The sequence below is a fragment of the Mycobacterium sp. MFM001 genome, from assembly GCF_003402475.1.
In the GTDB taxonomy this organism is placed as follows: domain Bacteria; phylum Actinomycetota; class Actinomycetes; order Mycobacteriales; family Mycobacteriaceae; genus Mycobacterium.
The window spans coordinates 1-20,052 of the sequence record NZ_BFAB01000011.1 but is presented as its reverse complement, the minus strand read 5'-3'; the positions used below and the strand labels follow the sequence as shown (position 1 = coordinate 20,052).

Genomic DNA, 20,052 nt, shown 5'->3' with positions numbered 1-20,052 from the left:
CGCGAGCCCGCAATGAGAACATGTTCTAGTTGGTCATGCTGGACTTCACCCTGGAGAACCTGAGCGCCGCCGAGGTCGAGCGGCTGCGGGCAATCTACGAGCCGCTTGCGCAGTCGGTGCGCGAGCTGATCGACGCCACCGTCCGGACCGAAGTCGACGCAGAAGCCGTCGCTGCGGCCAAGGCCGAAATCGATTCGGCGACAGCACGTTTGCGCCAAAAGCAGCTCGACGGCACATACGGGGTGCGCTACCTGTCCACCGGTGAGCGGATGGCGTGGGGCAACGTCGTGATCGGGGTGCGCAACCCCGTCGCGCCGCCTTTGGCAATCCAGCACGACCCGTCGGGCAAAGTGTGGTGCGACTTCGATCTGGGCGCCGCGTACGAGGGTCCGCCCGGTCACGTACACGGGGGAGTCGCCGCCCTGGTGCTCGACCATGTGCTGGGCGAAGCGGCCAGCGACGGCGTGAATCCGCGGTTCACCGGAACCATCACCCTGCGCTACGTGCGGGCCACCCGGTTGGGCCGCCTGCATGCCGAAGCGACGACCACCCGCGTCGACGGCGTGAAGACGTTTGCGACGGGCCACCTCGCCGACGACGAGGGCGTCACCGTCGAAGCGCAGGGGGTGTTCATCACGCCCCGGTGGGCCCGGGAGCAGCAGTAATGGAGAAGGTCATCGCTTTGATGCGGGCCGCCACGTGCGACGACGACTGGTGCGCCCGCCAGCGCGGCCCGGTCGCCGACGCGGTACTGGCGCTCGATGTTCCCGGCCTGGCCGTCAATGTCCGCGACGGCGTAGTGCGCGACTCGCTGATGACGCTCACGACGCTCGACCCGCCGGTGGTCGCGGTGGTGAGCCTGTGGACGCAGCAGTGCTACGGCGAGCAGATCGCCGCCGCACTCACGCTGTTGGACGCCGAGTGCGACCAGCTCGCCGCATATCTGGTCACCGAATCCGTCCCGCTACCGGCGCCACTCGAACTTGGAAGCCGCACAACGGGTTTGGCCAATATCGCGCTGCTGCGTCGGCCCGCGAGCCTGGACCAGGACAGTTGGCTGGCCCGCTGGCAGCGCGACCACACGCCGGTCGCGATCGAGACCCAGGCGACGTTCGGCTACACCCAGAACTGGGTGGTGCGCGCGCTGACCCCCGACGCGCCGCCCATCGCGGGCATCGTCGAAGAGCTGTTCCCGGCCGAGGCGATCACCGACTTGAAGGCCTTCTTCGGAGCCGCCGACGACACCGACCTGGAGGACCGGGTGAGCCGGATGGTGGCCAGCACGTCGGCGTTCGGCGCCAACGAGAACATCGACACCGTCCCGACCAGCCGCTACGTCCTCAAGACACCGTTTGCTTGACCGGATTGACCGCGAAACAGAAGGTATGGCTGCGATCTCCGCAACATCACAACCCTGGTTTCTGTTTGGCGGTACACGATGACAGGTAGGAGCCCAGCCGTGACATTGCAGATCGACGACGCCAACAACGTGCGCACCCTGACGCTGAACCGGCCGGAGGCACTCAATGCGTTCAACGAGGCGCTCTACGACGCCACCGCCGACGCGCTGTTGGCCGCCGCCGAGGACCCGGACGTCGCCGTCGTCCTGTTGACCGGCGCCGGGCGCGCCTTCAGCGCAGGCACTGACCTCGGCGAAATGCAGGCGCGCATCACCGACCCCAACTTCGTCCCCGGAAAGCACGGCTTCCCCGGGCTGATCGACGCCCTGAGCCGATTCCCCAAGCCGCTGATCTGCGCCGTCAATGGTGTGGGGATAGGAATCGGCGCCACGGTCCTCGGCTACGCCGACCTGGCGTTCATGTCGTCGACGGCGCGGCTGAAATGCCCGTTCACCAGCCTGGGCGTCGCGCCGGAAGCGGCGTCGTCGTACCTGTTGCCGCAGCTGGTGGGCCGGCAGAACGCAGCCTGGCTGCTGATGTCCTCGGAGTGGGTAGACGCCGACGAAGCCCTGCGGATGGGCCTGGTCTGGAAGGTGTGCGAGCCGAGCGATCTGCTCACCGAGGCCCGCCGGCACGCCGAAATCCTTGCTTCACGGCCGATTTCGAGCCTGATGGCGGTCAAGCACACCATGGTCGAACCGCTGCGTCCCGAGATCGCCGCTGCGAGCGCCCGGGAAAACGCTCACTTCGCCGAGCTGATGGGTTCGCAGGCCAACGCTACGGCGCTGGCCGACTTCACCGGCCGGCGCGGGAGCTAGTGAGGTCGCGTGGGGACTAGGAGGCGCTGGTTTCGAGCTGTCGGGCCGCCGCGATGATCGCCCGCAGATTGTGCCTGCACCGCCCGCAGTCGGCACCGGCGCCGCAGGCCGCGGCCACTTCCTTGGACGTCGACGCACCGCGGGCCACACACTCAGACACGGTGTGGTTGGTGGCGCCGACGCAAAGGCAGACGTACATCAGCACACTCCGAGGTGAACGGGCCTCATGTTAGTGGAGTCTAACCTAAGTCGGTTAGCGAAGTCTAACCTAAGTCCCCGATCGGCGAGTCGGCCGAGTGGCTGGCGGACCGGGCCTCCCGCCGACGGACTTGTACCGAGCGGTCGCCAGGCAATTTCGGTGAATAATCGCCAACGCGCTTTGGGCACGTTCAACGTAGCCTTGCTTTACTTAGGGAAAGCTGACCGAACTGAGTATTACCTTGGGTGACAAGGGTTTTGACGTGTTGTAGCGTTAGCCGTCGGTACGCACGGCACGCTGTATGAGGAGTGACAATGCAAGGTGACCCGGATGTTTTGCGGCTGCTCAATGAGCAATTGACCAGTGAACTCACCGCGATCAACCAATACTTTTTGCACTCCAAAATGCAAGAGAATTGGGGCTTTACCGAACTGGCGTCGCACACCCGCGCGGAGTCGTTCGACGAGATGCGACACGCGGAAATGGTGACCGACCGCATTCTGCTGCTCGACGGTCTGCCCAACTATCAGCGCATCGGGTCACTGCGTGTCGGACAGACACTGCGCGAACAATTCGAAAGCGACCTGGCGCTCGAACTCGAGGTCGTCAACCGCCTCAGGCCGGCAATCGTCTTGTGCCGCGAGAAACAGGACAGCACCAGCGCCACCATCTTCGAAAAGATCGTGGCCGACGAGGAAGACCACATCGACTACCTCCAAACGCAACTCGAGCTGATGGATAAGCTCGGCGAGGCGCTCTACAGCGCACAGTGCGTGGCCCGACCGCCGACGACATGAGGTAAGAAAGGCTGGTATGACGGCACCGTCTGCATCGGCACCTGTCGGCGCAGACGCGGTGCCCAGTGGCACGCTGATCAGCCCGCAGCGGCGCAACCTCATCTTTCTGGCGATCGTGCTCGGCATGCTGCTCGCTGCCCTGGACCAAACGATCGTGGCAACCGCGCTGCCGACGATCGTCGCCGACCTCGGCGGGGCCGGACACCAGTCGTGGGTGGTCACCAGCTATCTGCTGGCCTCCACGATCGTCACCGCGCTCGTCGGCAAGCTCGGGGACCTGTTCGGCCGCAAGACGGTGTTCCAGGGCGCCGTGGTGTTCTTTCTCGCCGGCTCGATTCTGTGCGGGCTGTCGCACTCGATGATCATGCTGGTGCTGGCCCGCGCGCTGCAGGGCATCGGCGGCGGCGGGCTGACGGTGACCGCGACGGCGCTGATCGGGGAAGTGATTCCGCTGCGCGAACGCGGCCGCTACCAGGGCGCGCTGGGCGCGGTGTTCGGTGTCACCACGGTGGTCGGTCCGCTGCTGGGCGGCTATTTCACCGACGACCTGACCTGGCGGTGGGCGTTTTGGGTCAACGTCCCGGTGTCGGTGGTGGTGTTCTTCGTCGCCGCGGCGACGATCCCGTCGCTGGCCGACCGCGCCAGGCCCGTGATCGACTATGCCGGAATCGTTTTCGTCGGGCTCGGCGCCGCCGGCCTGACGCTGGCCACGAGTTGGGGCGGCACCACCTATCCCTGGGGATCGTCCACGATCATCGGCCTGTTCGTGGGCTCCGCCGTCGCGCTGGGCATCTTCGTCTGGGTGGAAAGCCGGTCGGCCGCACCGATTCTGCCGCTGCGACTCTTCGCCAGCCCGGTGTTCACCGTGTGCTGCGTGCTCTCGTTCGTGGTCGGATTCGCGATGCTGGGCGCTCTGACGTTCTTGCCGACCTACATGCAGTTCGTGGACGGCGTGTCGGCGACGACGTCCGGTCTTCGCACGCTGCCGATGGTGGTCGGCATGTTGACCACGTCGATGAGCAGCGGTGTCCTGGTCGGGCGGACGGGCCGCTACAAGGTCTTCCCGATCGCCGGAACCGCGGTGATGGCGCTTGCGTTCGTGCTGCTGTCCCGGATGGGGCCGTCGACGTCGACGCTGCTGCAGTCGCTCTACCTGGTCATCCTGGGCGCCGGCATCGGGCTGTGTATGCAGGTGCTGGTCCTGATCGTGCAGAACACGTCGAGCTTTGACGACCTGGGTGTCGCCACGTCGGGCGTGACCTTCTTCCGCACGATCGGCAGCTCGTTCGGCGCCGCGATCTTTGGGTCGCTGTTCATGAACTTCCTGCACAGCCGGCTGGGCCCCGCACTGGCGGCCAGCCGAACACCGCCCGCGGCGGCGAGTTCACCCGAGCTTTTGCGCCGCCTGCCGCATGACGTCGCGGCCCCGATCGTCACCGCCTACGCCGATTCGCTGTCCAAGGTGTTCCTGTGGGCGGCGCCGGTCGCCGCGGTCGGGTTCGTGTTGGCCCTGTTCCTTCGGGAGGTGCCGTTGCGCGACATCGGCAACAGGGCCGCCGACATGGGTGACGGATTCGCGATGCCGACCGCCCAGACGTCGGACGAACTGCTGGAGTCCGCGATCGGACGCATGCTGGCTGGCACTCCCGGTATGCGGCTGCGCAGCATCGCCATGCGGCCCGATTGCCGACTCGATGTCGCCGGCCTGTGGGCGGTCTTGCGAATCCACCGGTATGCCCGGATATTCGGCGCGGCGCGGCTGACCGACATCGGCGACGACGTGGGAGTTCCTTACGAAGTCCTGGAGCCCGTCTTCGACGGCGTGGTACGCGCCGGCTACGCCGCACGAGACATCGACCGGCTGTGGCTCACGCCGTCCGGTGTCCAGCAGGTCGAGTTCGTGTCGAGACTGATTCGAGACTGGGTCATCGACAAACTTGCGCGGGTTCCCGGCTTCGAGGGCCGCCCGGACCGCGCACAGGTCGAAGCGGCCCTCGATCGGATCGCACACCGGGTTGTGGCCCAACGTGATTGGCATGAGGGCCACCGGCAACTCACCGGTGGCGTACCATCCCGCCATGAGCCGAATCGGACCATTCCCTGACGACGACCTGGCCGGCTGGATTCTGAAATCACCCGAACTGGGCAGCGCCATCGGCGCGTTCAGCGACGCCGTGTACAACCGCAACCGGCTGCCGATGCGCACCCGTGAACTCGCACGGACAGTGATCGCGCACGACAACGAATGCGAGGTCTGCCTCAACACCCGCGACGGCGACGGACCCGCGGCCGGAGTGGACGAAGAGCTTTACGCACACGCGTCGGAGTGGCGCACCTGGCCGGGGTACAGCGAACAGGAGCGGCTGGCCGCCGAATTCGCGCACCGGTTCGCCACCGAGCACACCGTGCTGCGCGACGACGAGGACTTCTGGAAGCGCTGCAGCGAACACTTTTCCGACGAGCTGCTCGCCGACCTGGCGTTGTCGTGTGCACTGTGGGTCGGAATGGGACGCGTGCTGCGAACCCTGGACATCGGGCAGAGCTGCAAGCTCACCCTGCCCAGCCGAGCCTGATTCACCGCCCGTGAGCACCACCCCGCTTGCCGCCGCCGCCATCGCGCAGCTGGAGGCCGAAGGGGTGGACGCGGTGATCGGCACCGTCGTCAACCCGGCCGGTCTCGTACTTGCCAAAGCGGTGCCGATACGGCGCACCAACACATTTGCCGTCCCGGGCATGGGCGCCAGCCTGGTCTGGCATGCCTTCACCATCGACCAGACCGGCATTGCGTTCACCGACAACATCGGCGTGGTCGGTGATCAACGCGTCCGGATCGATCCGTCGGCGCTGCGCATCATCGGCGACGGGCTGGCGTGGGCGCCGGCGGGATTCTTCGAGCAGGACGGCACGCCGGTGCCCGCGTGTAGCCGGGGGACACTGCAGCGGGTCGAGGCAGCGCTGGCCGAACAAGGCATCAACGCGGTCGTCGGCCACGAAATCGAGTTCATGCTGGTCAATCCGGACGGCAGCCGGCTGCCGTCGACGCTGTGGGCGCAGTACGGCCTGGCCGGAATCCTCGAGTACGAGGAGTTCGTTCGTGACGTGTCGGCCACCGCGACCGCGGCAGGTGTCGGAATCGAACAGTTCCATCCCGAATACGGCATCAACCAATTCGAGATCTCGTTGACGCCGCAACCGCCGGTGGCGGCCGCCGATCAGCTGGTGCTCACCCGCCTTTTGGTTGGCCGGGCGGCGCGGCGTTACGGGCTGCGGGTCAGCCTGTCGCCGGCGCCGTTCGTCGACGGCGTGGGATCCGGTGCACACCAGCATTTTTCGTTGACAACAGCCGAAGGGCCGCTGTTCTCCGACGGCAGCGGTGCGCACGGCATGACGACGACGGGGGAGAGCGCGCTGGCCGGCGTGCTCGACGGGCTGCCGGAAGCGCAGGGAGTTCTGTGCGGGTCGATCGTGTCCGGTCTGCGGACCCGGCCCGGCAACTGGGCCGGTGCCTACGCGTGCTGGGGCGCCGAGAACCGGGAGGCGGCACTGCGTTTCGTCGCCAGCGGGCCGGCCAACCCCTACGGCGGCAACGTCGAGGTGAAGGTCGTCGACCCGTCGGCCAACCCGTATTTCGCATCGGCGGCGATCCTCGGATTGGCACTGGACGGCATCACGCACAAAGCAACTTTGCCAGGGGAAACCACCGTGGACCCGGCCACAATGTCCGATGCCGAGCGCACCCGCGGTAGCATCGTCCAGCTGCCGCAGGCGCAATCGGAAGCCATTGCCGCGCTGGATAATTCGTCTCGAATGCGCGCCATTCTGGGCGATGCCGCGGTCGACGTGATTGTCGCCGTCCGCCGTCTCGAACACGAGCGTTACGCGGACCTGCAACCCGAGGAGTTGGCGGACAAGTTCCGGATGGCCTGGAGTGTCTGAGCTGGCGCACCACGTCGCGGACGTGCCGCTGATCGATCAGCATGTGCACGGCTGCTGGCTGGCGGCAGGGGACAGGCAGCGGTTCGAGAACGGCCTGAACGAGGCCAACACCGAACCGCTGGCCGACTTCGACTCCGGATTCGACTCGCAACTCGGGTTTGCCGTGCGCGCTCACTGCGCCCCGTTGCTGGGTTTGGCGAAACATGCTGGAGCCGACGACTATTGGGAGCGCCGCTGTCAGTTCAGCGAGCTCGAGTTGGCTCGCATTTTCTTACGCGCGGCGGGAGTGACCGACTGGCTGGTGGACACCGGGTACGCCGAGGGCGTCGCCGACGTCCCGCACCTCGCCGAGCTGTCCGGAGCCCGCGCACACGAGGTGGTTCGCCTGGAGCAGGTGGCCGAGCAGGCCGCGCAGGCGCCTGGCGATTACGCCTCGGCGTTCGAGGAGATCCTGCACCGGCGCGTGGCCACCGCCGTCGGCACCAAATCGATCCTGGCCTATCGCGGTGGATTCGACGGCGACCTGACCGAGCCGTCGGCCGCGGAGGTCAACGAGGCCGCGGCCCGGTGGCGCGACGGCGGCGGGACCCGGCTGCGCGACCGGGTGCTGCTCCGCTTCGGGCTGCACCAGGCGCTGCGGCTGGGCAAGCCGCTGCAGTTCCACGTCGGTTTCGGCGACCGGGACTGCGATCTGCACCGAGCCAACCCGCTGTATCTGCTCGACTTCCTGCGCCGCTCAGGGGACACGCCGATCGTGCTGCTGCACTGCTACCCCTACGAGCGCGAAGCCGGCTACCTGGCCCAGGCGTTCAACAACGTCTACCTCGACGGCGGCCTCTCCATCAACTACCTGGGTGCCCGGGCTCCGGCGTTCATCGCCCGGCTGCTGGAGTTGGCGCCGTTCCGCAAGATCGTCTACTCGTCGGACGGGTTCGGTCCGGCGGAGCTGCACTTTCTCGGTGCCACGTTGTGGCGCAAAGGCATTGGGAAGGTACTGAGTCGATTCGTGGCCGACGGCGACTGGAGGGAGCCCGACGCCATCCGGGTGGTCGACCTGATCGGGCACGCCAACGCGGCACGCCTCTACGGCGTTTGACGACGGGCGGCGCTGGGTATAAACGGCGGTTATGGCCGGACTCGGGGATCTGAAGGAGTGGGTCCGCACGCAGGTGGCGTCGCGGGTGCCCAAGGCCGACCTCGACCAGCGCGATCCCGACTACATCCGAGACCAACTGCCCGGTACCTGGCTGCTGGCATCGCTGTACTTCCGGGCCGACGTGCGCGGCCTGGACCGCATCCCGGCCGAGGGCCCGGTGCTGATGGTCGGCAACCACAGCGGCGGCAACGTGCCGCCCGACACGTTCGTGTTCACGCTGGCGTTCTGCTCGTACTTCGGCGTCGAGCGGCCCTTCTACCAGTTGGCCCACAACCTGGTCGTGTCGGCGCCGCCGCTGGGTTGGCTGCGTAAGTTCGGCACCGTCGCCGCAAACCCCGAAAACGCCCGGCTGGCACTGGAATCCGGGGCAGCGTTGCTGGTCTATCCCGGCGGCGACTACGAAGTGTTCCGGCCGTCGTGGGAACGGCACACCGTCGACTTCGGCGGGCGGATGGGATACGTGCGGCTGGCGCGCGAGACCGGTGTGCCGATCGTGCCGGTCGCCAGTGTCGGCGGCCAGGAGACCGCCTTGTTCCTGTCCCGCGGGCAGTGGCTGGCCCGACTGCTGATGACGGATAAGTTGCTGCGGCTCAAGAGCATTCCGATCTCGCTGGCGTTGCCGTGGGGCCTGAACATCAGCGACCTCGCCGGGCACATTCCGCTGCCGGCCAAGATCGCGGTCGAGGTGCAGGAGCCCATCGACGTCGACGGCGACGACCAGGCCGTGCACGACAAGGTGATGGCAAGCCTGCAAGCCGGCGTGGATCGCCTCGCCGCCGAACGTCGATTCCCGGTGATCGGCTGATGCGCGTCGAACGCCGCTGCGTGATCGACGCCGAACGCGACGCGGTGTGGAAGGTGGTCAGCGACCCCGACTGCTACCCGTTGTTCATGACCAGCCTGGAGCGCTGGGAGACGGCCAACGAGCAACCGCCCGGGGTAGGGGCCCGCTATACCGTGCACTGGAAGATCGGCTCGGTGCCGGTCGGCGGCCTGGTTGAGGTGGTCGAGTTCGACGAAGCCCGCGACCTGGCCTGGGTGGGAATCACCGGGGTCACCCTGCGCGGCCGGTTCCGGCTGCGCGATGCGGGGCAGGGCCAGACGAAGGTGATCTTCCGGCTGTCCTATCAGGCGCCCGGCGGGCTTCTCGGCTACATCGCCGATCGCGTCGCGGTGCGACAGGTGGGCCGCAACGCCGCGCAGACCCTCAAGCGCCTCAAGGAGCTCGTCGAGGCCAAGCGCTGACGGCCGCCCGCTAGATCAACCCCGTCGCGTCGTAAATCCACGACGTGTCGGTGCCGGCCAGGTCTTCCATCCAGCTGGCGGGCGCCTGGCTGACCATCGAGCCCATGTCCCAATAGTCTTTCCACAGCGTCACTTTGCCGTTTTCGACGCGGTGCACGCTGACGAACTTGAGCAGTGCCGTTTCGCCGCTCGCCCACTTCCACGTCTCGGAGTGCTCGTACATCGCGTCGGCGCCGTTGGACAGCAGCAGACCGTCGTGGTTTTCATAACCAGCCAACGGCTCCAGACCGACCTTGAGGCGTTTGACGATGTCGTCGGGGCCGCGAGCGGCCAGTGTCGGCCCCACCGGCATGTCGACGTAGATGCAGTCCGGCGAAAGAAACGTCTTGACCGCATCCCAGTCCCGCTGAGACAGCGCCCGCCAGAGTCCGAGTACGGCGTCGTCAACTGGCATGGGCCAACTCACCTTTCGTCGGGGCAGCCGCGGTCTTGGCGCGCAGGAAGCTGCCGGTGCGCTGCTTGCCGAGCACCGCAGTGGGGGCGCCGTCCAGGAATACCGCCTGCCCGCCGACGAAGACGGCGTTCACCGTGTCGTCGTTGCGATTGACCATCCGCGACATCCCGTCGAACTGCTCGATTTTCGCTTCGGCGTACTCGTCCAACGCGGAGTCCAGCCGCGCGGGATCGAGCACAACCAGGTCGGCCCGATCGCCCTCGCGCAAGTGCCCGGCATCGAGCGCAAACCAGTCGGCCAGCTCGCCCGTGAGCCGGTGCACCGCATGCTCGATCGTCATGAACGGCCGGCCGGCCTTCTCGGCGTCGTGGACGTGACGCAGCAGCCGCAACCCGGAGTTGTAGAACGCCATGTTGCGCAGGTGCGCGCCAGCGTCCGAAAAACCCATCTGCACACCGGAATCGCGGGCCAGCTTCTTGAGCACGTGCGGCCGGTGGTTGGAGATCGTGGTCCGCCAGCGCAATGCGGTGCCGTGTTCGAGCACCAGGTCCAGAAACGCGTCGACCGGATGCAGCCCGCCGCGGTCGAGACCGACTTGGCCGAACGACTTCCCGATCACCGACGGGTCCGGGCAGGCGACGATCTCGGCGTCGAAGAAGTCGCGCTGCCACACCCGCATGGCGAACTTGCTTTCGTAGTCCTTGCGGAAGCGGCGCCGGTAATCCGAGTCGCGCATCAACGCGTTGCGCTCCAGCTCGTCGCGCAGATGCAAAGCCGCTGCGCCGGCACCGAATTCCTCGAAGACCACCAGGTCGATGCCGTCGGCGTACACCTCGAACGGCACCGGCAGATGCTGCCAACGGAAGTCGGCGCCGAACCGGTTCACCAGGCGGGCCAGCGGGCCCAAGGCGTGGATCGCGAACGGGTTGGCCTTGACGTCGGCGGCGGAGAGCAGACTGGTCTTCAGGGGCTTGCGGAACACGCCCAGCGACTGAGCCACCTGCGACCCAAGGTTGAGCGGGTTCGTGATGTCGGGTCCGGACTGGAAAACCCGGCCGCTGCGGCGCAGCAACGACTTCAGGCGGCGCAGCTCCCGCGGCTTGGCGTACGTCGACGGCAGAGTCCGCGACCGGCAGGTGTCGCCGTCCAGCTTGTCGAAAAGCAGTTGCTGCGACGACATTCCGACAAACCCGGCAGCCAGCGCATCGGCTAGCATCTGCTCCATCTCGGCTTGTTCAGCCGTGGTGGGCCGTACGGATTTACGGGTGGCGCGGTCGAGACCCATTGTGGCAGCGCGGATGTCGGAGTGCCCGATGAATGCGGCCACATTGGGGCCCAGCGGCAACGCCTCCAACGCGGCGACGTACTCGTCGCAGTTGCGCCAGGTTTTGTGCTTGTCCACCGCGGCGATGACATGATCGCGCGGAATGGCCTCGACCCGGCCGAACAGATCGCCCGCGGTCACCCCGTCGACGTGGATCGTCGACAGTGAGCACGAGCCGACGAACACCGTCGTCACCCCGTGGCGCAGCGATTCCGACAGCGCAGGCCCGTCGAGCACCTCGACGTCGTAGTGGGTGTGGATGTCGAGCAGACCGGGCAGCACCCACTTGCCGGTCGCGTCGATCACCTGCGGGCAGCCCGCGGCGTCGAGGTCGTGCGGCGTGACCGCGCTGATGCGGCCGTCGCGGATGCCGATGTTGCGGATCGCCGACGGCCCACCGGTTCCGTCGAACCAGCGGCCGTTGCGGATGATCGTGTCGAAAGTCACAGGCGGCACTATAACCACGCCGCTGGACACGTGTCCATTAGCGGGCACGCTCTAGAGTCTGGGAAGCCGACGATGCGGGAGGAAAGCGATGCCCAAGACGAGGGGGCTGCGGTTGGCGCGGCGGGCAGGGTTGGCGCTGGCGGCCCTCGGCGCGACGGCGGTGGCCGGCCGGGCCGCAACCGTACGCGCGCGCAAGGAAAGTCCGTCGCCGTTCTCGCCGTGGACACCGGGGCCCGCTGTCTATGGACACGGCGTGCGGCACAACGTCGAAATCCCGATGAGCGACGGCGTCGTGCTGCGCGCCGACATCCATTACCCGACCGACCCGGACAGCGGGCAGCCCGCAACCGGGCCGTTTCCCGTGCTGCTGTCCGTGACGCCGTACGGCAAGAAGGCCCCGCCGCCGGCCGCGCAGATCGGCGGCGGCGCCACGCCGTATCTGATCAAGCGCGGCTACATCGAGGCGATGGTCGACGTCCGCGGCACCGGCGCGTCCGGCGGCTCGTTCGAGATGTTCGGCGACCGGCAGACCCGGGACGGGGTCGAGCTGGTCGACTGGGCGTCGACGCTGCCCAACTCGAACGGCCGGGTCGGCATGTTCGGTATCTCCTACCTGGCGATCAACCAGCTGTTCACCGCCGCCGCCGTCGGGCCGGACTCGCCGCTCAAGGCGATTTTCCCGGTGATGGCCGCCAACGACTTCTACCGCGACGCGGCGGCGATGGGCGGGGTGCCGCACTTGCGCACCATCCGGGCGTACGGGGCGGTCTACACGCTGCTCAACGTCGTCAACCCGACGCTGGAGGTGCTCACCCCCGGTGGTCATCCGCGGCCGCGGGCCGGCGGCCTCGCCGCGGTGCGGCAGCGCGGGCGCGACCAGCGCCGCTACTTCGGGCCGTTGGTCGCGGACGCCATGAAGGGCGGCGAGGTGGCGTACGACGGGCCGTTCTGGGACGCGATGCGCCCGGGTGCGGTCATCGGGGATATCGCCGCCAACGGTGTGGCGGTGTTCCTGGTCGGCGGGTGGAACGACGCCTTCCAGCGCGGGGCGCCGCTCAACTACGCCACGCTGCAGAATGCTTTCGCCGGCCGGCCCGAGCGCTCGCCGATGGAACCGGGCCAGCGGGTGTCCGAGAAATTCCGGCTGATGATGGGGCCGTGGTATCACGTGTCGAATTTCGGTGGCCTGCACCTGAATTCGCTGCAGTTGCGCTGGTTCGACCACTGGCTGAAGGACGATCCGGACGCGGCGTTGACCGGATCCCCGTTGACCTTCCAAGCGATCGGCAGCTCGCAGTGGTGTCATGCTCGCGAATATCCGGTTGCCGAGGCGACGCCCACCCGCTTCTACCTGTCTCCGGAAAGCCGGCTGACCCGCGAACCCGTCGACGACGAATGCGCGGTGACACTCAACTACAAGGCGCGGGGCCCGCTGGCGGGCCGCAGCCTGGAGCAGTGGACCCTGGGCCTCAACAGCTTCTTCGCCGCCCAGCGCGGCGGGCGGATCCGCTACGACCTGGACAGCCGGCGCCTACAGCGCGGCGCGCTGACCTACACCACCGAGCCGTTCACCTCGCCCACGCTGGTGGCCGGGCCGATCGCGCTGACCCTGCACGCGACGGCCGACACGACCGAGACCCTGTGGGTGGCCTACCTCGACGACGTCGCGCCCGACGGGGCCAGCCGCCCGCTGACGCAGGGCGCGCTGCTCGGCTCGCATCGCGCGTTGGACCCCGATCGCACCTGGTATCTGGACGACGGGACCGTACTGCGGCCGCATCACCTGTCCACCCGTGACGCCGTCGAACCCGTGGTACCCGGCGAGGTGACCCGCTACGACGTCGAGATCTTCCCGACCGCCGCGTTGATCGCTCCCGACCACCGCCTGTGTCTCACCCTGACCACCTACGACTTCCCGAACCTGGTGCCCACCAAGCCGTCGCGGCGGGCGTTGGCGGGTGGCCGCTATCAGGTCCATCAGGGTGGGGCCACCCCGTCGCACATTGTGATTCCGCTGGCCGATCCGGACAGCCTCGCGTAATAGCTAGCGGGCGGCCATCGCTCGCGCCGGGCCCAGCGCCACCGGCAGCGACGACCAGCCCCGCAGAACGCGAGTGTCGCGTCGACTGCCCGCGCCTGCGGACCGCACCTCGGGGAAGCGTTCGAAGAAGGTCCGCAACCCGACCTCGCCTTCGGCCCGGGCCAGCGCCGCGCCCAGGCAGAAGTGGCGGCCACCGGAAAACGCGAGATGTCGGTTGGCATTGGCCCGTTCGATGTCGAACCGGTTCGGCTCGTCGAATACGGCCGGGTCGCGGTTGGCGGCGCCGAGATAGATCACCACCAGCGCGCCGCGCAAAACGGGCGTTCCGGCGACTTCGGTGTCCTTGAGCGCCACCCGTGCGGTGAGCTGAACCGGCGACTCCAGCCGCAGGATCTCCTCGACCGCGTTGGGCCACAGCTGCGGACGCTGGTGCAGCGTCTGCAGATGGCCGGGCGCATCGAGCAGCAGACGAATTCCGTTGCCCAGCAGGTTCACTGTGGTTTCGAAGCCGGCGGCCAACACCAACCCGGCGGTCGCCTGAAGTTCGCGCTCATCGAGATACGTTTCGGCAGAACCACTTTCGGTCGTCTGGATCAGTTGGCTCATCAGATCGTCACCGGGTGCGCGCCGCAGCTGGCGCAGATGCTCGGCCAGCCAGCGGTTGAAACCGGCGATGCCCGCCTGCACCTGCCGGTATTGCTGCCAGGAGAGCCCGAAATCCAAACTGGGCGCGGCTAACTCGCCGAACTCCAGGATGTGGCCCCGGTCGTGGTCGGGCACACCCAGGATGTCGCTGATGATCGCGACGGGCAGCTGGGAGCAATACCGGTCGACGATGTCGACGACACCCGGCTCGCGGGCAAGCTGATCCAACAGGGTCAGCGCGGTGTGCTCGACGCGGTCCCGCAATGCGGCCACCGCCCTCGGGGTGAACACCGACGACACGGTCTTGCGGTAGCGGGTGTGCTCCGGCGGCTCAACGGCCAGCAGCGACGGTGGCCGCAGCGGGTGCAGCAGATCGTCGCGGGCGCGACGCTCCAGCCAGCGCAGCGGCGCCGGCAAGTTCGATCCGATCGAGAGCACCCGGAAGTCGTCCGATCGCAGAAGTTCATGTGCGACAGCATGATCCGCGGTCAGGTGTCCGATGCGGGTTCGCACCAGCGGGCCGCGGCGCCGGATCTCCTCGTAGAACGGCACCGGATTCGCCTTGACGCTCGGATCGGCGATCAGCCGGGACTGCAGATCACCTCGCCGGGCAGCCAGGGAGGCGAGTCCGCGGACGAACCCGTGCAGTGCGAACCAGTGCACCCTGTCTTTCACTCGCTCTCGGCCACTTCCTTGACGCGCTGCAGTGTCTTCGTCATGTCCCGGATGTTGCGGCGCTGGCGCAACCAGCCGCCGAACACCCAGTAGTACAGGGTGGTCAGCGGCGACGAGGCGAGCCGGAACGACTCGGTCACGTCGGTGCCGTCCCCGCTGGGCGACAGCCGGTAGTGCCAGGTGTTCACCGGGCGGTCTCCGACGAGCACCTCGAAGCCGAATTCCCGTCCGGGGTCACAGGCAGTGACGCGGCAGGTAGTCCAGTACACCGGCCCGATCTCGTTGCGCCGGACGTGACCGCGGAATCGCGCACCGGGCGCGGGACCGCTGGCGCCGTCGAGCCACTCCGCTTCGAACGTCTCGGGGGAGAACCGCCCGGTATTGCGAACATCCGCAATCAGATTCCAGATCTTCTCCGCTGGTGCTGCCATATGAACCGTCGCCGACCCTTGCATGGGGCTGATCCAAGCATGTCTTGCGCCGATCGGCGACCCATTGCGCGGCGACAAAACGTCGACACAAACAAAAGCAAACAAATCCTACGTTTACGTAGCGAAATGACTTCCGGCAGTCCGCTATGGACCGCCGTCGTAAATCCGCCGAGCTACTCGTCGCCGAAATTTTCCGGCATGTCGTGGCGCACTACGCGCACTTTCCCGCGGGCCAGGCAAGCGGCATACCCGTGGTACTTGCCGTAGAGCTCCCATGCGGTCACGTTCTCGTCGGGCGGCACGTCGATCTGGTGGCCGTCGGAAAACTCCAGGTGCAAATCCCCTGCGTCATCCCACAAGACCTCGGTGCACTCCGCGCCGGAGAAATCGAACAGCGCCCGCTCCTGCTCAGCCGGGTCATTCGGGTCGATCGAAACGACTTCGCTGGGCGCGGTGGGCGTGGCCGGCAAAGTCAGCCGCAGCGGCGCGGAGATGACGAGTTCGTTGTAATCCTCGAGATTCAGCACGAGACCATCGCGGAACATGATCCGCTGCACCGCACAGCCCTGAATCCAGTGCTCGATCAATTTCTGGTCCGTCATATATTCACTCTGGCCGCTATAAGGCACCTGCACAAGAGCCGCGGCGACCCTTGTATCGACGCTCGAGACGCGCTAGCGTTTCGACGTCCTCCACCACGTTCAACATGGAGTGATCACCATCGACACGGAGATCAGTGAGGCCTGACGACAACATGAATCGATTCAAAGGCGACGGCGCGCTGGATGACGGTGAGGCACCGGTCATTGTCAGCTTGGTCGAGGCGGCAATGCAGATGTTCACCGCGTCGATCGAGGCCCTGCCGGACTCCGGCGATCCCGAGTTCTCCGGCCGCGCGGGGGTGATCCTGTCCGGTCTGCGCAAGCTGCAGACGGCGCTCACCGAAGCGGCGTCGCGAGGCCGGTCGACGCCGTCGGTCATCGTGGCGCTCAGTGGGGTTCGGACTCAGTACGACGAGTTGATGGAACGGGTCGCGGAAGGACCCGGGGCGACGTTGGGCCAGCAGTTGTATGTGACTCGCCGCCGGGCCAAGTTGTCCGCGCAAGAGACCGCCAACGGCGCCGGGCTGACGGCAGACCTTCTCGACGCACTCGAAGCCGACGAGCAGCCCACCGACGACGAGGCGGCCAAGATCAAGGAGCTCATCGCAGCGCTCGGCGGCTAGCCGGGAGTTAGCCTGGTGCGTGGCCGCAGTCCAACCAGGCTGGCTTCGCTCGCCGGCTGCCCGAGCGTTGCTCGCCGCCGCGTTGTCGATTTCGCTGGTGCTGGGCGGAGCATTCCTGGCGGTGGGCAGGCTGCATTCGTCGCCCGCCGACCTCGACCGGCCCGCCCAAACCGTCTCCGACGAGCAAAGCGAGAACGAAGTCGTTGATAAGGCAAGGCATCTCGTCGACGTCGCGCACTTACAGAAAGCGACCGCGGGTTACCTGTTGATGTCGTGCAAGGACCGCGACAGCCCGCCGTATCAGGGTGCGGTCTATCTGAACTTCACCGTGCCGGCCGACGCCCGCCCCGACATTTACTTCCAGGACATCGGGGCGGCCCTGGTGGCGCACGGCTGGACGGAAGGGCAGCCCCCCAACCGGCATCTGTTCGGTAAAACGCTGAACAAGAACGGCGTCACCGCGATTCTGTACCGCGACGACGACTATCCCAACCTCGGAGTCGCTCGTCTTTACGGTCAGTGCCGGAACATGAACGACCACCGCCGCGACACGACGGCCTGGGTGGACGTGACCGACCGGGTTCAGTGAACCCGGTGCGCGGCCCGGGTGTCGGCGGCGTCCATCTCCTGAGATGAGACGACGAGGGCGTCGGGGCCAGGAAACACCGTCGCCACATGGTCGCTGGCCCACTGCACCACGTAGGGCGGCGACCCGTCGGCCGAGCGCACCTCGGTGATCAAGCCACGATGGTCTGGCTGTGCAACTGTCGTCCCCTTGATGACCAGCCAATCGCCAACTTTGGCCTTCATCGCACAGAACCTTCCTTCTTTGGTCGAGCTATCTGTGTGGCGTATTCCGATTGTGCGCGCATTGGTGGTGTTCGGAAAAGGGGAGTGGGCCAACAAAAACTGCGCTCGACGGATCATCGTCGAGCGCAGTTTTCTTAGTCGTCAGTCGGGTTAGCCGGCACCTCCACCGGCGCCCAGGCTGCTTTGCAGATCGGGCTTCATGGCCTGCAGCTGGGCGCCCCAGTACTCCCAGCTGTGGGTGCCGTAGGGCGGGAAGTTGAAGACGGCGTTGTGGCCACCGGCCGCGTTGTACGCCTCTTCGAACTTCTTGTTGCCGCCGATCATGAAATTGCTCTCGAGGAACGTGGCCGGGAGGTTGGCGCCGCCCAGTTCGTTCGGGGTGCCGTTGCCGCAGTAAACCCAGAGCCGGGTGTTGTTGGCGACGAGTTGACCGACGTTGACCGTGGGGTCATTGCGCACCCATGCCGGGTCGCTGTCCGGCCCCCACATGTCTTCCTTTTTGTAGCCGCCGGCGTCATTCATCGCCATGCCGATCCAGCCCTGCCCGGTGGACGGGCTGAGGTAGCCGGACAGCGAACCGGCGTAGATGAACTGGCCGGGGTGGTAGATCGCCAGGTTCATCGCCGATGCGCCAGCCATCGAGATACCGACCGCGGCGCTGCCGGTCGACTTGACATTCTGGTTGGAGGCCAGATATCCGGGCAGTTCGCTGGTCAGGAACGTTTCCCATTTGTAGGTCTGGCAGCCGGACTTGCCGCACGCCGGGTTGTACCAGTCCGTGTAGAAGCTGGACTGCCCACCGACGGGCATCACGATCGACAAACCGGACTGGTAGTACCACTCGAAGGCCGGGGTGTTGATGTCCCAGCCGTTGTAGTCGTCCTGGGCACGCAAACCGTCGAGCAGATAAACGGCCGGGGAATTGGGTCCGCCGCTTTGGAACTGGACCTTGATGTTGCGGCCCATCGCAGCAGACGGCACCTGCAGGTAGTCCACCGGCAGACCGGGCCGGGAGAACGCTCCCGCGGTCGCAGCTCCACCCACAAGGCCAACCAGGCCGGGTAGTGCAGCCGCTGCGATCGCGGCGATCGTCAGCCGCCGCGCCCAGCCCCGCACCTTCTTGCTCACGTCTGTCATACCGTGCCCCTTGTCGTATGCCGTCGCGCACCCTGGGCAGAACTTACCGTGTGGTAGTCCATATGTCGATCACAGCGCAAACATGTCGCGGTTCTGTATCCGCAGCTACCACCTGCTTCGCGCCCTTGCTATTGGACGCGTGCCGCCGGCCGTGGCTACTTTTGCCGCCCGCGAACCACCCCGGATTGGTCGACACCCGTTCAGCAGAGGCCGCGATGCCCGCGTAGGCTCACCCCGGGTACGCCGACGATGACCACATTGCCCCGGTCCCGTTCGGGCGCTGCGAACCACCGCTATTCAGACGGCAACGTCGCAGGTAGGGGCACGATTGAGGTGCGAATTTGGATACGGTACTAGGGCTGTCGCTCACGCCGGCGGCCGGCGGCTGGGTGCTTGTCGAAGGCCGCCACGCCGACGGCACGATCGTGGATCACGACGACTTCGAGGTGCGCACCGGCGGCGGGACGCGTGCAGCCGATACCTCCGAGCAAGCGACCGCGGCAGTACTGGATGCCCAAGAGGCGGCGGCACGGCGCGATCAGCGCCTTCACGCTGTCGGCGTGACATGGACCGACGACGCGGCGGCCGAGGCCGCGCTGCTGATGGAGTCGCTGACCGGGGCGGGGTTCCACAACGTCGTGCCGATCCGGTTGGTCGATGCTGCCGAGCTGTTGGCTCGGGGCATCGCACCCGTCGTCGGCTACGACAAGGCCGCGGTGTGCCTACTCGAGGGCGACTCGACGACTGTGGTGATGGTCGACGACTCCGATGACCGGGCCGAAACCGCTGTCAAACAGCTGGACGGCGGGGCCGAGCGGCTCACCGAGTGGCTGATCGCAATGTTCGACCGGAGCTCGTGGCGACCGGGCGGCGTGGTGGTCGTCGGCCCCGATCGCGACCTCGACGCGCTCTCGTGGCAACTCGAGAAGGCGTTGCCGGTGCCGGTGTTCACCCAAAACGGCACGCCGCTGGCCCTGGCGCGTGGCGCGGCCCTGGCAGCGGCGCAGAACACCGATTTCACCGATGCGCCGCTGGTCGAGTCCTTTGAGGCACGCATCGAACGGCCCGAGCCGTCGCGCCCGCGGGGCTACGCCGGGGCGCTGACCATGCTGGTTGCCGGCGCAGTGACGCTGGTGGCCTCGGTGTCATTGGCGGTAGGCCCGCGACTGCTTCCGGACAAGCCGGCCGCACCGGTGAAGCACGCGGTCCACAAGGCGACGCCGGCGCCGGTCGCCAAGGCGCCCGCTCCGCCGCCGGCCAAGGTCGAGCCGCCCGCCCCCAAGGCGGCACCGGAACCCGAGCCGCCGCAGGA

Annotated in this window: 21 protein-coding genes and 1 pseudogene; 14 read left to right on the top strand and 8 right to left on the bottom strand. The window is 67.0% G+C overall.

From position 1 onward, the window contains the following. Positions 1-35 precede the first annotated feature (35 nt). From MFM001_RS18170 to MFM001_RS18160, 3 genes are all read left to right on the top strand, one after another. Complete coding sequence (locus MFM001_RS18170) at positions 36-665, top strand: PaaI family thioesterase (protein ID WP_116376676.1); 630 nt, start codon at positions 36-38, stop codon at positions 663-665. Next, complete coding sequence (locus MFM001_RS18165) at positions 665-1,360, top strand: EthD domain-containing protein (protein ID WP_116376675.1); 696 nt, start codon at positions 665-667, stop codon at positions 1,358-1,360. The genes MFM001_RS18170 and MFM001_RS18165 overlap by 1 nt, the downstream gene beginning before the upstream one ends. Before the next feature lie 99 nt (positions 1,361-1,459). Next, entirely contained in the window at positions 1,460-2,218 is a 759-nt protein-coding gene (locus tag MFM001_RS18160; protein ID WP_116376674.1) for an enoyl-CoA hydratase/isomerase family protein, read from the top strand. Positions 2,219-2,234: 16 nt separating this feature from the next. Here MFM001_RS18160 and MFM001_RS18155 read toward each other — a convergent pair whose 3' ends face one another. Further along, the gene (locus MFM001_RS18155) at positions 2,235-2,417 is read right to left on the bottom strand and encodes a bacterioferritin-associated ferredoxin (RefSeq protein WP_062541331.1); all 183 of its coding nucleotides are present in this window, start codon (positions 2,415-2,417) and stop codon (positions 2,235-2,237) included. Between the two features lie 314 nt (positions 2,418-2,731). Here MFM001_RS18155 and bfr point away from each other — a divergent pair, with 314 nt between their 5' ends. From bfr to MFM001_RS18120, 7 genes are read left to right on the top strand one after another with little or no spacing between them, the layout of a single operon-like run. Further along, entirely contained in the window at positions 2,732-3,214 is a 483-nt protein-coding gene (bfr, locus tag MFM001_RS18150; RefSeq protein ID WP_116376673.1) for a bacterioferritin, read from the top strand. A gap of 16 nt (positions 3,215-3,230) precedes the next feature. Beyond that, positions 3,231-5,318, top strand: coding sequence for an MDR family MFS transporter (locus MFM001_RS18145; protein ID WP_116376672.1), 2,088 nt, complete (start codon positions 3,231-3,233; stop codon positions 5,316-5,318). Beyond that, positions 5,293-5,787 carry a carboxymuconolactone decarboxylase family protein gene (locus MFM001_RS18140; protein WP_116376781.1) on the top strand — a complete coding sequence of 165 codons (495 nt, stop codon included), beginning with the start codon at positions 5,293-5,295 and terminating at the stop codon, positions 5,785-5,787. The genes MFM001_RS18145 and MFM001_RS18140 overlap by 26 nt, the downstream gene beginning before the upstream one ends. 10 nt (positions 5,788-5,797) lie before the next feature. Then, positions 5,798-7,150 carry a glutamine synthetase family protein gene (locus MFM001_RS18135; protein ID WP_116376671.1) on the top strand — a complete coding sequence of 451 codons (1,353 nt, stop codon included), beginning with the start codon at positions 5,798-5,800 and terminating at the stop codon, positions 7,148-7,150. Next, positions 7,143-8,246: an amidohydrolase family protein gene (locus MFM001_RS18130; RefSeq protein ID WP_116376670.1), complete on the top strand. Its 1,104-nt coding sequence runs from the start codon at positions 7,143-7,145 to the stop codon at positions 8,244-8,246. The genes MFM001_RS18135 and MFM001_RS18130 overlap by 8 nt, the downstream gene beginning before the upstream one ends. A 31-nt stretch (positions 8,247-8,277) precedes the next feature. After that, on the top strand, positions 8,278-9,111 hold the full coding sequence (locus MFM001_RS18125) for a lysophospholipid acyltransferase family protein (RefSeq protein ID WP_116376669.1): 834 nt from the start codon (positions 8,278-8,280) through the stop codon (positions 9,109-9,111). Further along, a complete protein-coding gene (locus tag MFM001_RS18120; protein ID WP_116376668.1) occupies positions 9,111-9,551 on the top strand; it encodes an SRPBCC family protein in 441 nt (146 codons plus the stop codon). Before MFM001_RS18125 ends, MFM001_RS18120 begins: the two co-directional genes overlap by 1 nt. A 10-nt stretch (positions 9,552-9,561) precedes the next feature. Here the strand turns inward: MFM001_RS18120 and MFM001_RS18115 are convergent, their stop codons facing one another. Both MFM001_RS18115 and MFM001_RS18110 read right to left on the bottom strand, forming a co-directional pair. Continuing rightward, on the bottom strand, positions 9,562-10,005 hold the full coding sequence (locus MFM001_RS18115) for a nuclear transport factor 2 family protein (RefSeq protein ID WP_116376667.1): 444 nt from the start codon (positions 10,003-10,005) through the stop codon (positions 9,562-9,564). Then, the gene (locus MFM001_RS18110) at positions 9,995-11,776 is read right to left on the bottom strand and encodes an amidohydrolase family protein (RefSeq protein ID WP_192886984.1); all 1,782 of its coding nucleotides are present in this window, start codon (positions 11,774-11,776) and stop codon (positions 9,995-9,997) included. Before MFM001_RS18110 ends, MFM001_RS18115 begins: the two co-directional genes overlap by 11 nt. 277 nt (positions 11,777-12,053) lie before the next feature. Here MFM001_RS18110 and MFM001_RS18105 point away from each other — a divergent pair, with 277 nt between their 5' ends. Next, positions 12,054-13,817: a CocE/NonD family hydrolase gene (locus tag MFM001_RS18105; protein ID WP_238159281.1), complete on the top strand. Its 1,764-nt coding sequence runs from the start codon at positions 12,054-12,056 to the stop codon at positions 13,815-13,817. Positions 13,818-13,820: 3 nt separating this feature from the next. On the opposite strand, the gene MFM001_RS18100 is transcribed toward MFM001_RS18105, so the two are convergent. The 3 genes and pseudogenes from MFM001_RS18100 to MFM001_RS18090 form a co-directional block, all read right to left on the bottom strand. Next, positions 13,821-15,137: a cytochrome P450 gene (locus tag MFM001_RS18100; RefSeq protein ID WP_116376664.1), complete on the bottom strand. Its 1,317-nt coding sequence runs from the start codon at positions 15,135-15,137 to the stop codon at positions 13,821-13,823. Continuing rightward, a pseudogene (locus tag MFM001_RS18095) lies at positions 15,134-15,659 on the bottom strand (SRPBCC family protein). The gene MFM001_RS18100 and the pseudogene MFM001_RS18095 overlap by 4 nt, the downstream one beginning before the upstream one ends. Positions 15,660-15,741: 82 nt before the next feature. Next, positions 15,742-16,170: a DUF6188 family protein gene (locus tag MFM001_RS18090; protein WP_116376662.1), complete on the bottom strand. Its 429-nt coding sequence runs from the start codon at positions 16,168-16,170 to the stop codon at positions 15,742-15,744. Positions 16,171-16,403: 233 nt separating this feature from the next. On the opposite strand from MFM001_RS18090, the gene MFM001_RS18085 reads away from it, so the two are divergent. Beyond that, the gene (locus MFM001_RS18085; protein WP_192886989.1) at positions 16,404-16,793 is read left to right on the top strand and encodes a hypothetical protein; all 390 of its coding nucleotides are present in this window, start codon (positions 16,404-16,406) and stop codon (positions 16,791-16,793) included. A 19-nt stretch (positions 16,794-16,812) separates the two neighbouring features. After that, on the top strand, positions 16,813-17,382 hold the full coding sequence (locus MFM001_RS18080) for a hypothetical protein (RefSeq protein WP_116376660.1): 570 nt from the start codon (positions 16,813-16,815) through the stop codon (positions 17,380-17,382). Here the strand turns inward: MFM001_RS18080 and MFM001_RS18075 are convergent. Beyond that, positions 17,376-17,603, bottom strand: coding sequence for a DUF1918 domain-containing protein (locus tag MFM001_RS18075; protein ID WP_116376659.1), 228 nt, complete (start codon positions 17,601-17,603; stop codon positions 17,376-17,378). The genes MFM001_RS18080 and MFM001_RS18075 overlap by 7 nt on opposite strands. Positions 17,604-17,753: 150 nt before the next feature. Beyond that, the gene (locus MFM001_RS18070) at positions 17,754-18,740 is read right to left on the bottom strand and encodes an esterase family protein (RefSeq protein ID WP_116376658.1); all 987 of its coding nucleotides are present in this window, start codon (positions 18,738-18,740) and stop codon (positions 17,754-17,756) included. Positions 18,741-19,081: 341 nt separating this feature from the next. Between MFM001_RS18070 and MFM001_RS18065 the strand changes: the two genes are divergently transcribed. After that, positions 19,082-20,052, top strand: a 971-nt coding sequence (locus MFM001_RS18065) for a hypothetical protein (RefSeq protein WP_142760708.1), incomplete at its 3' end; no start/stop codon positions are given.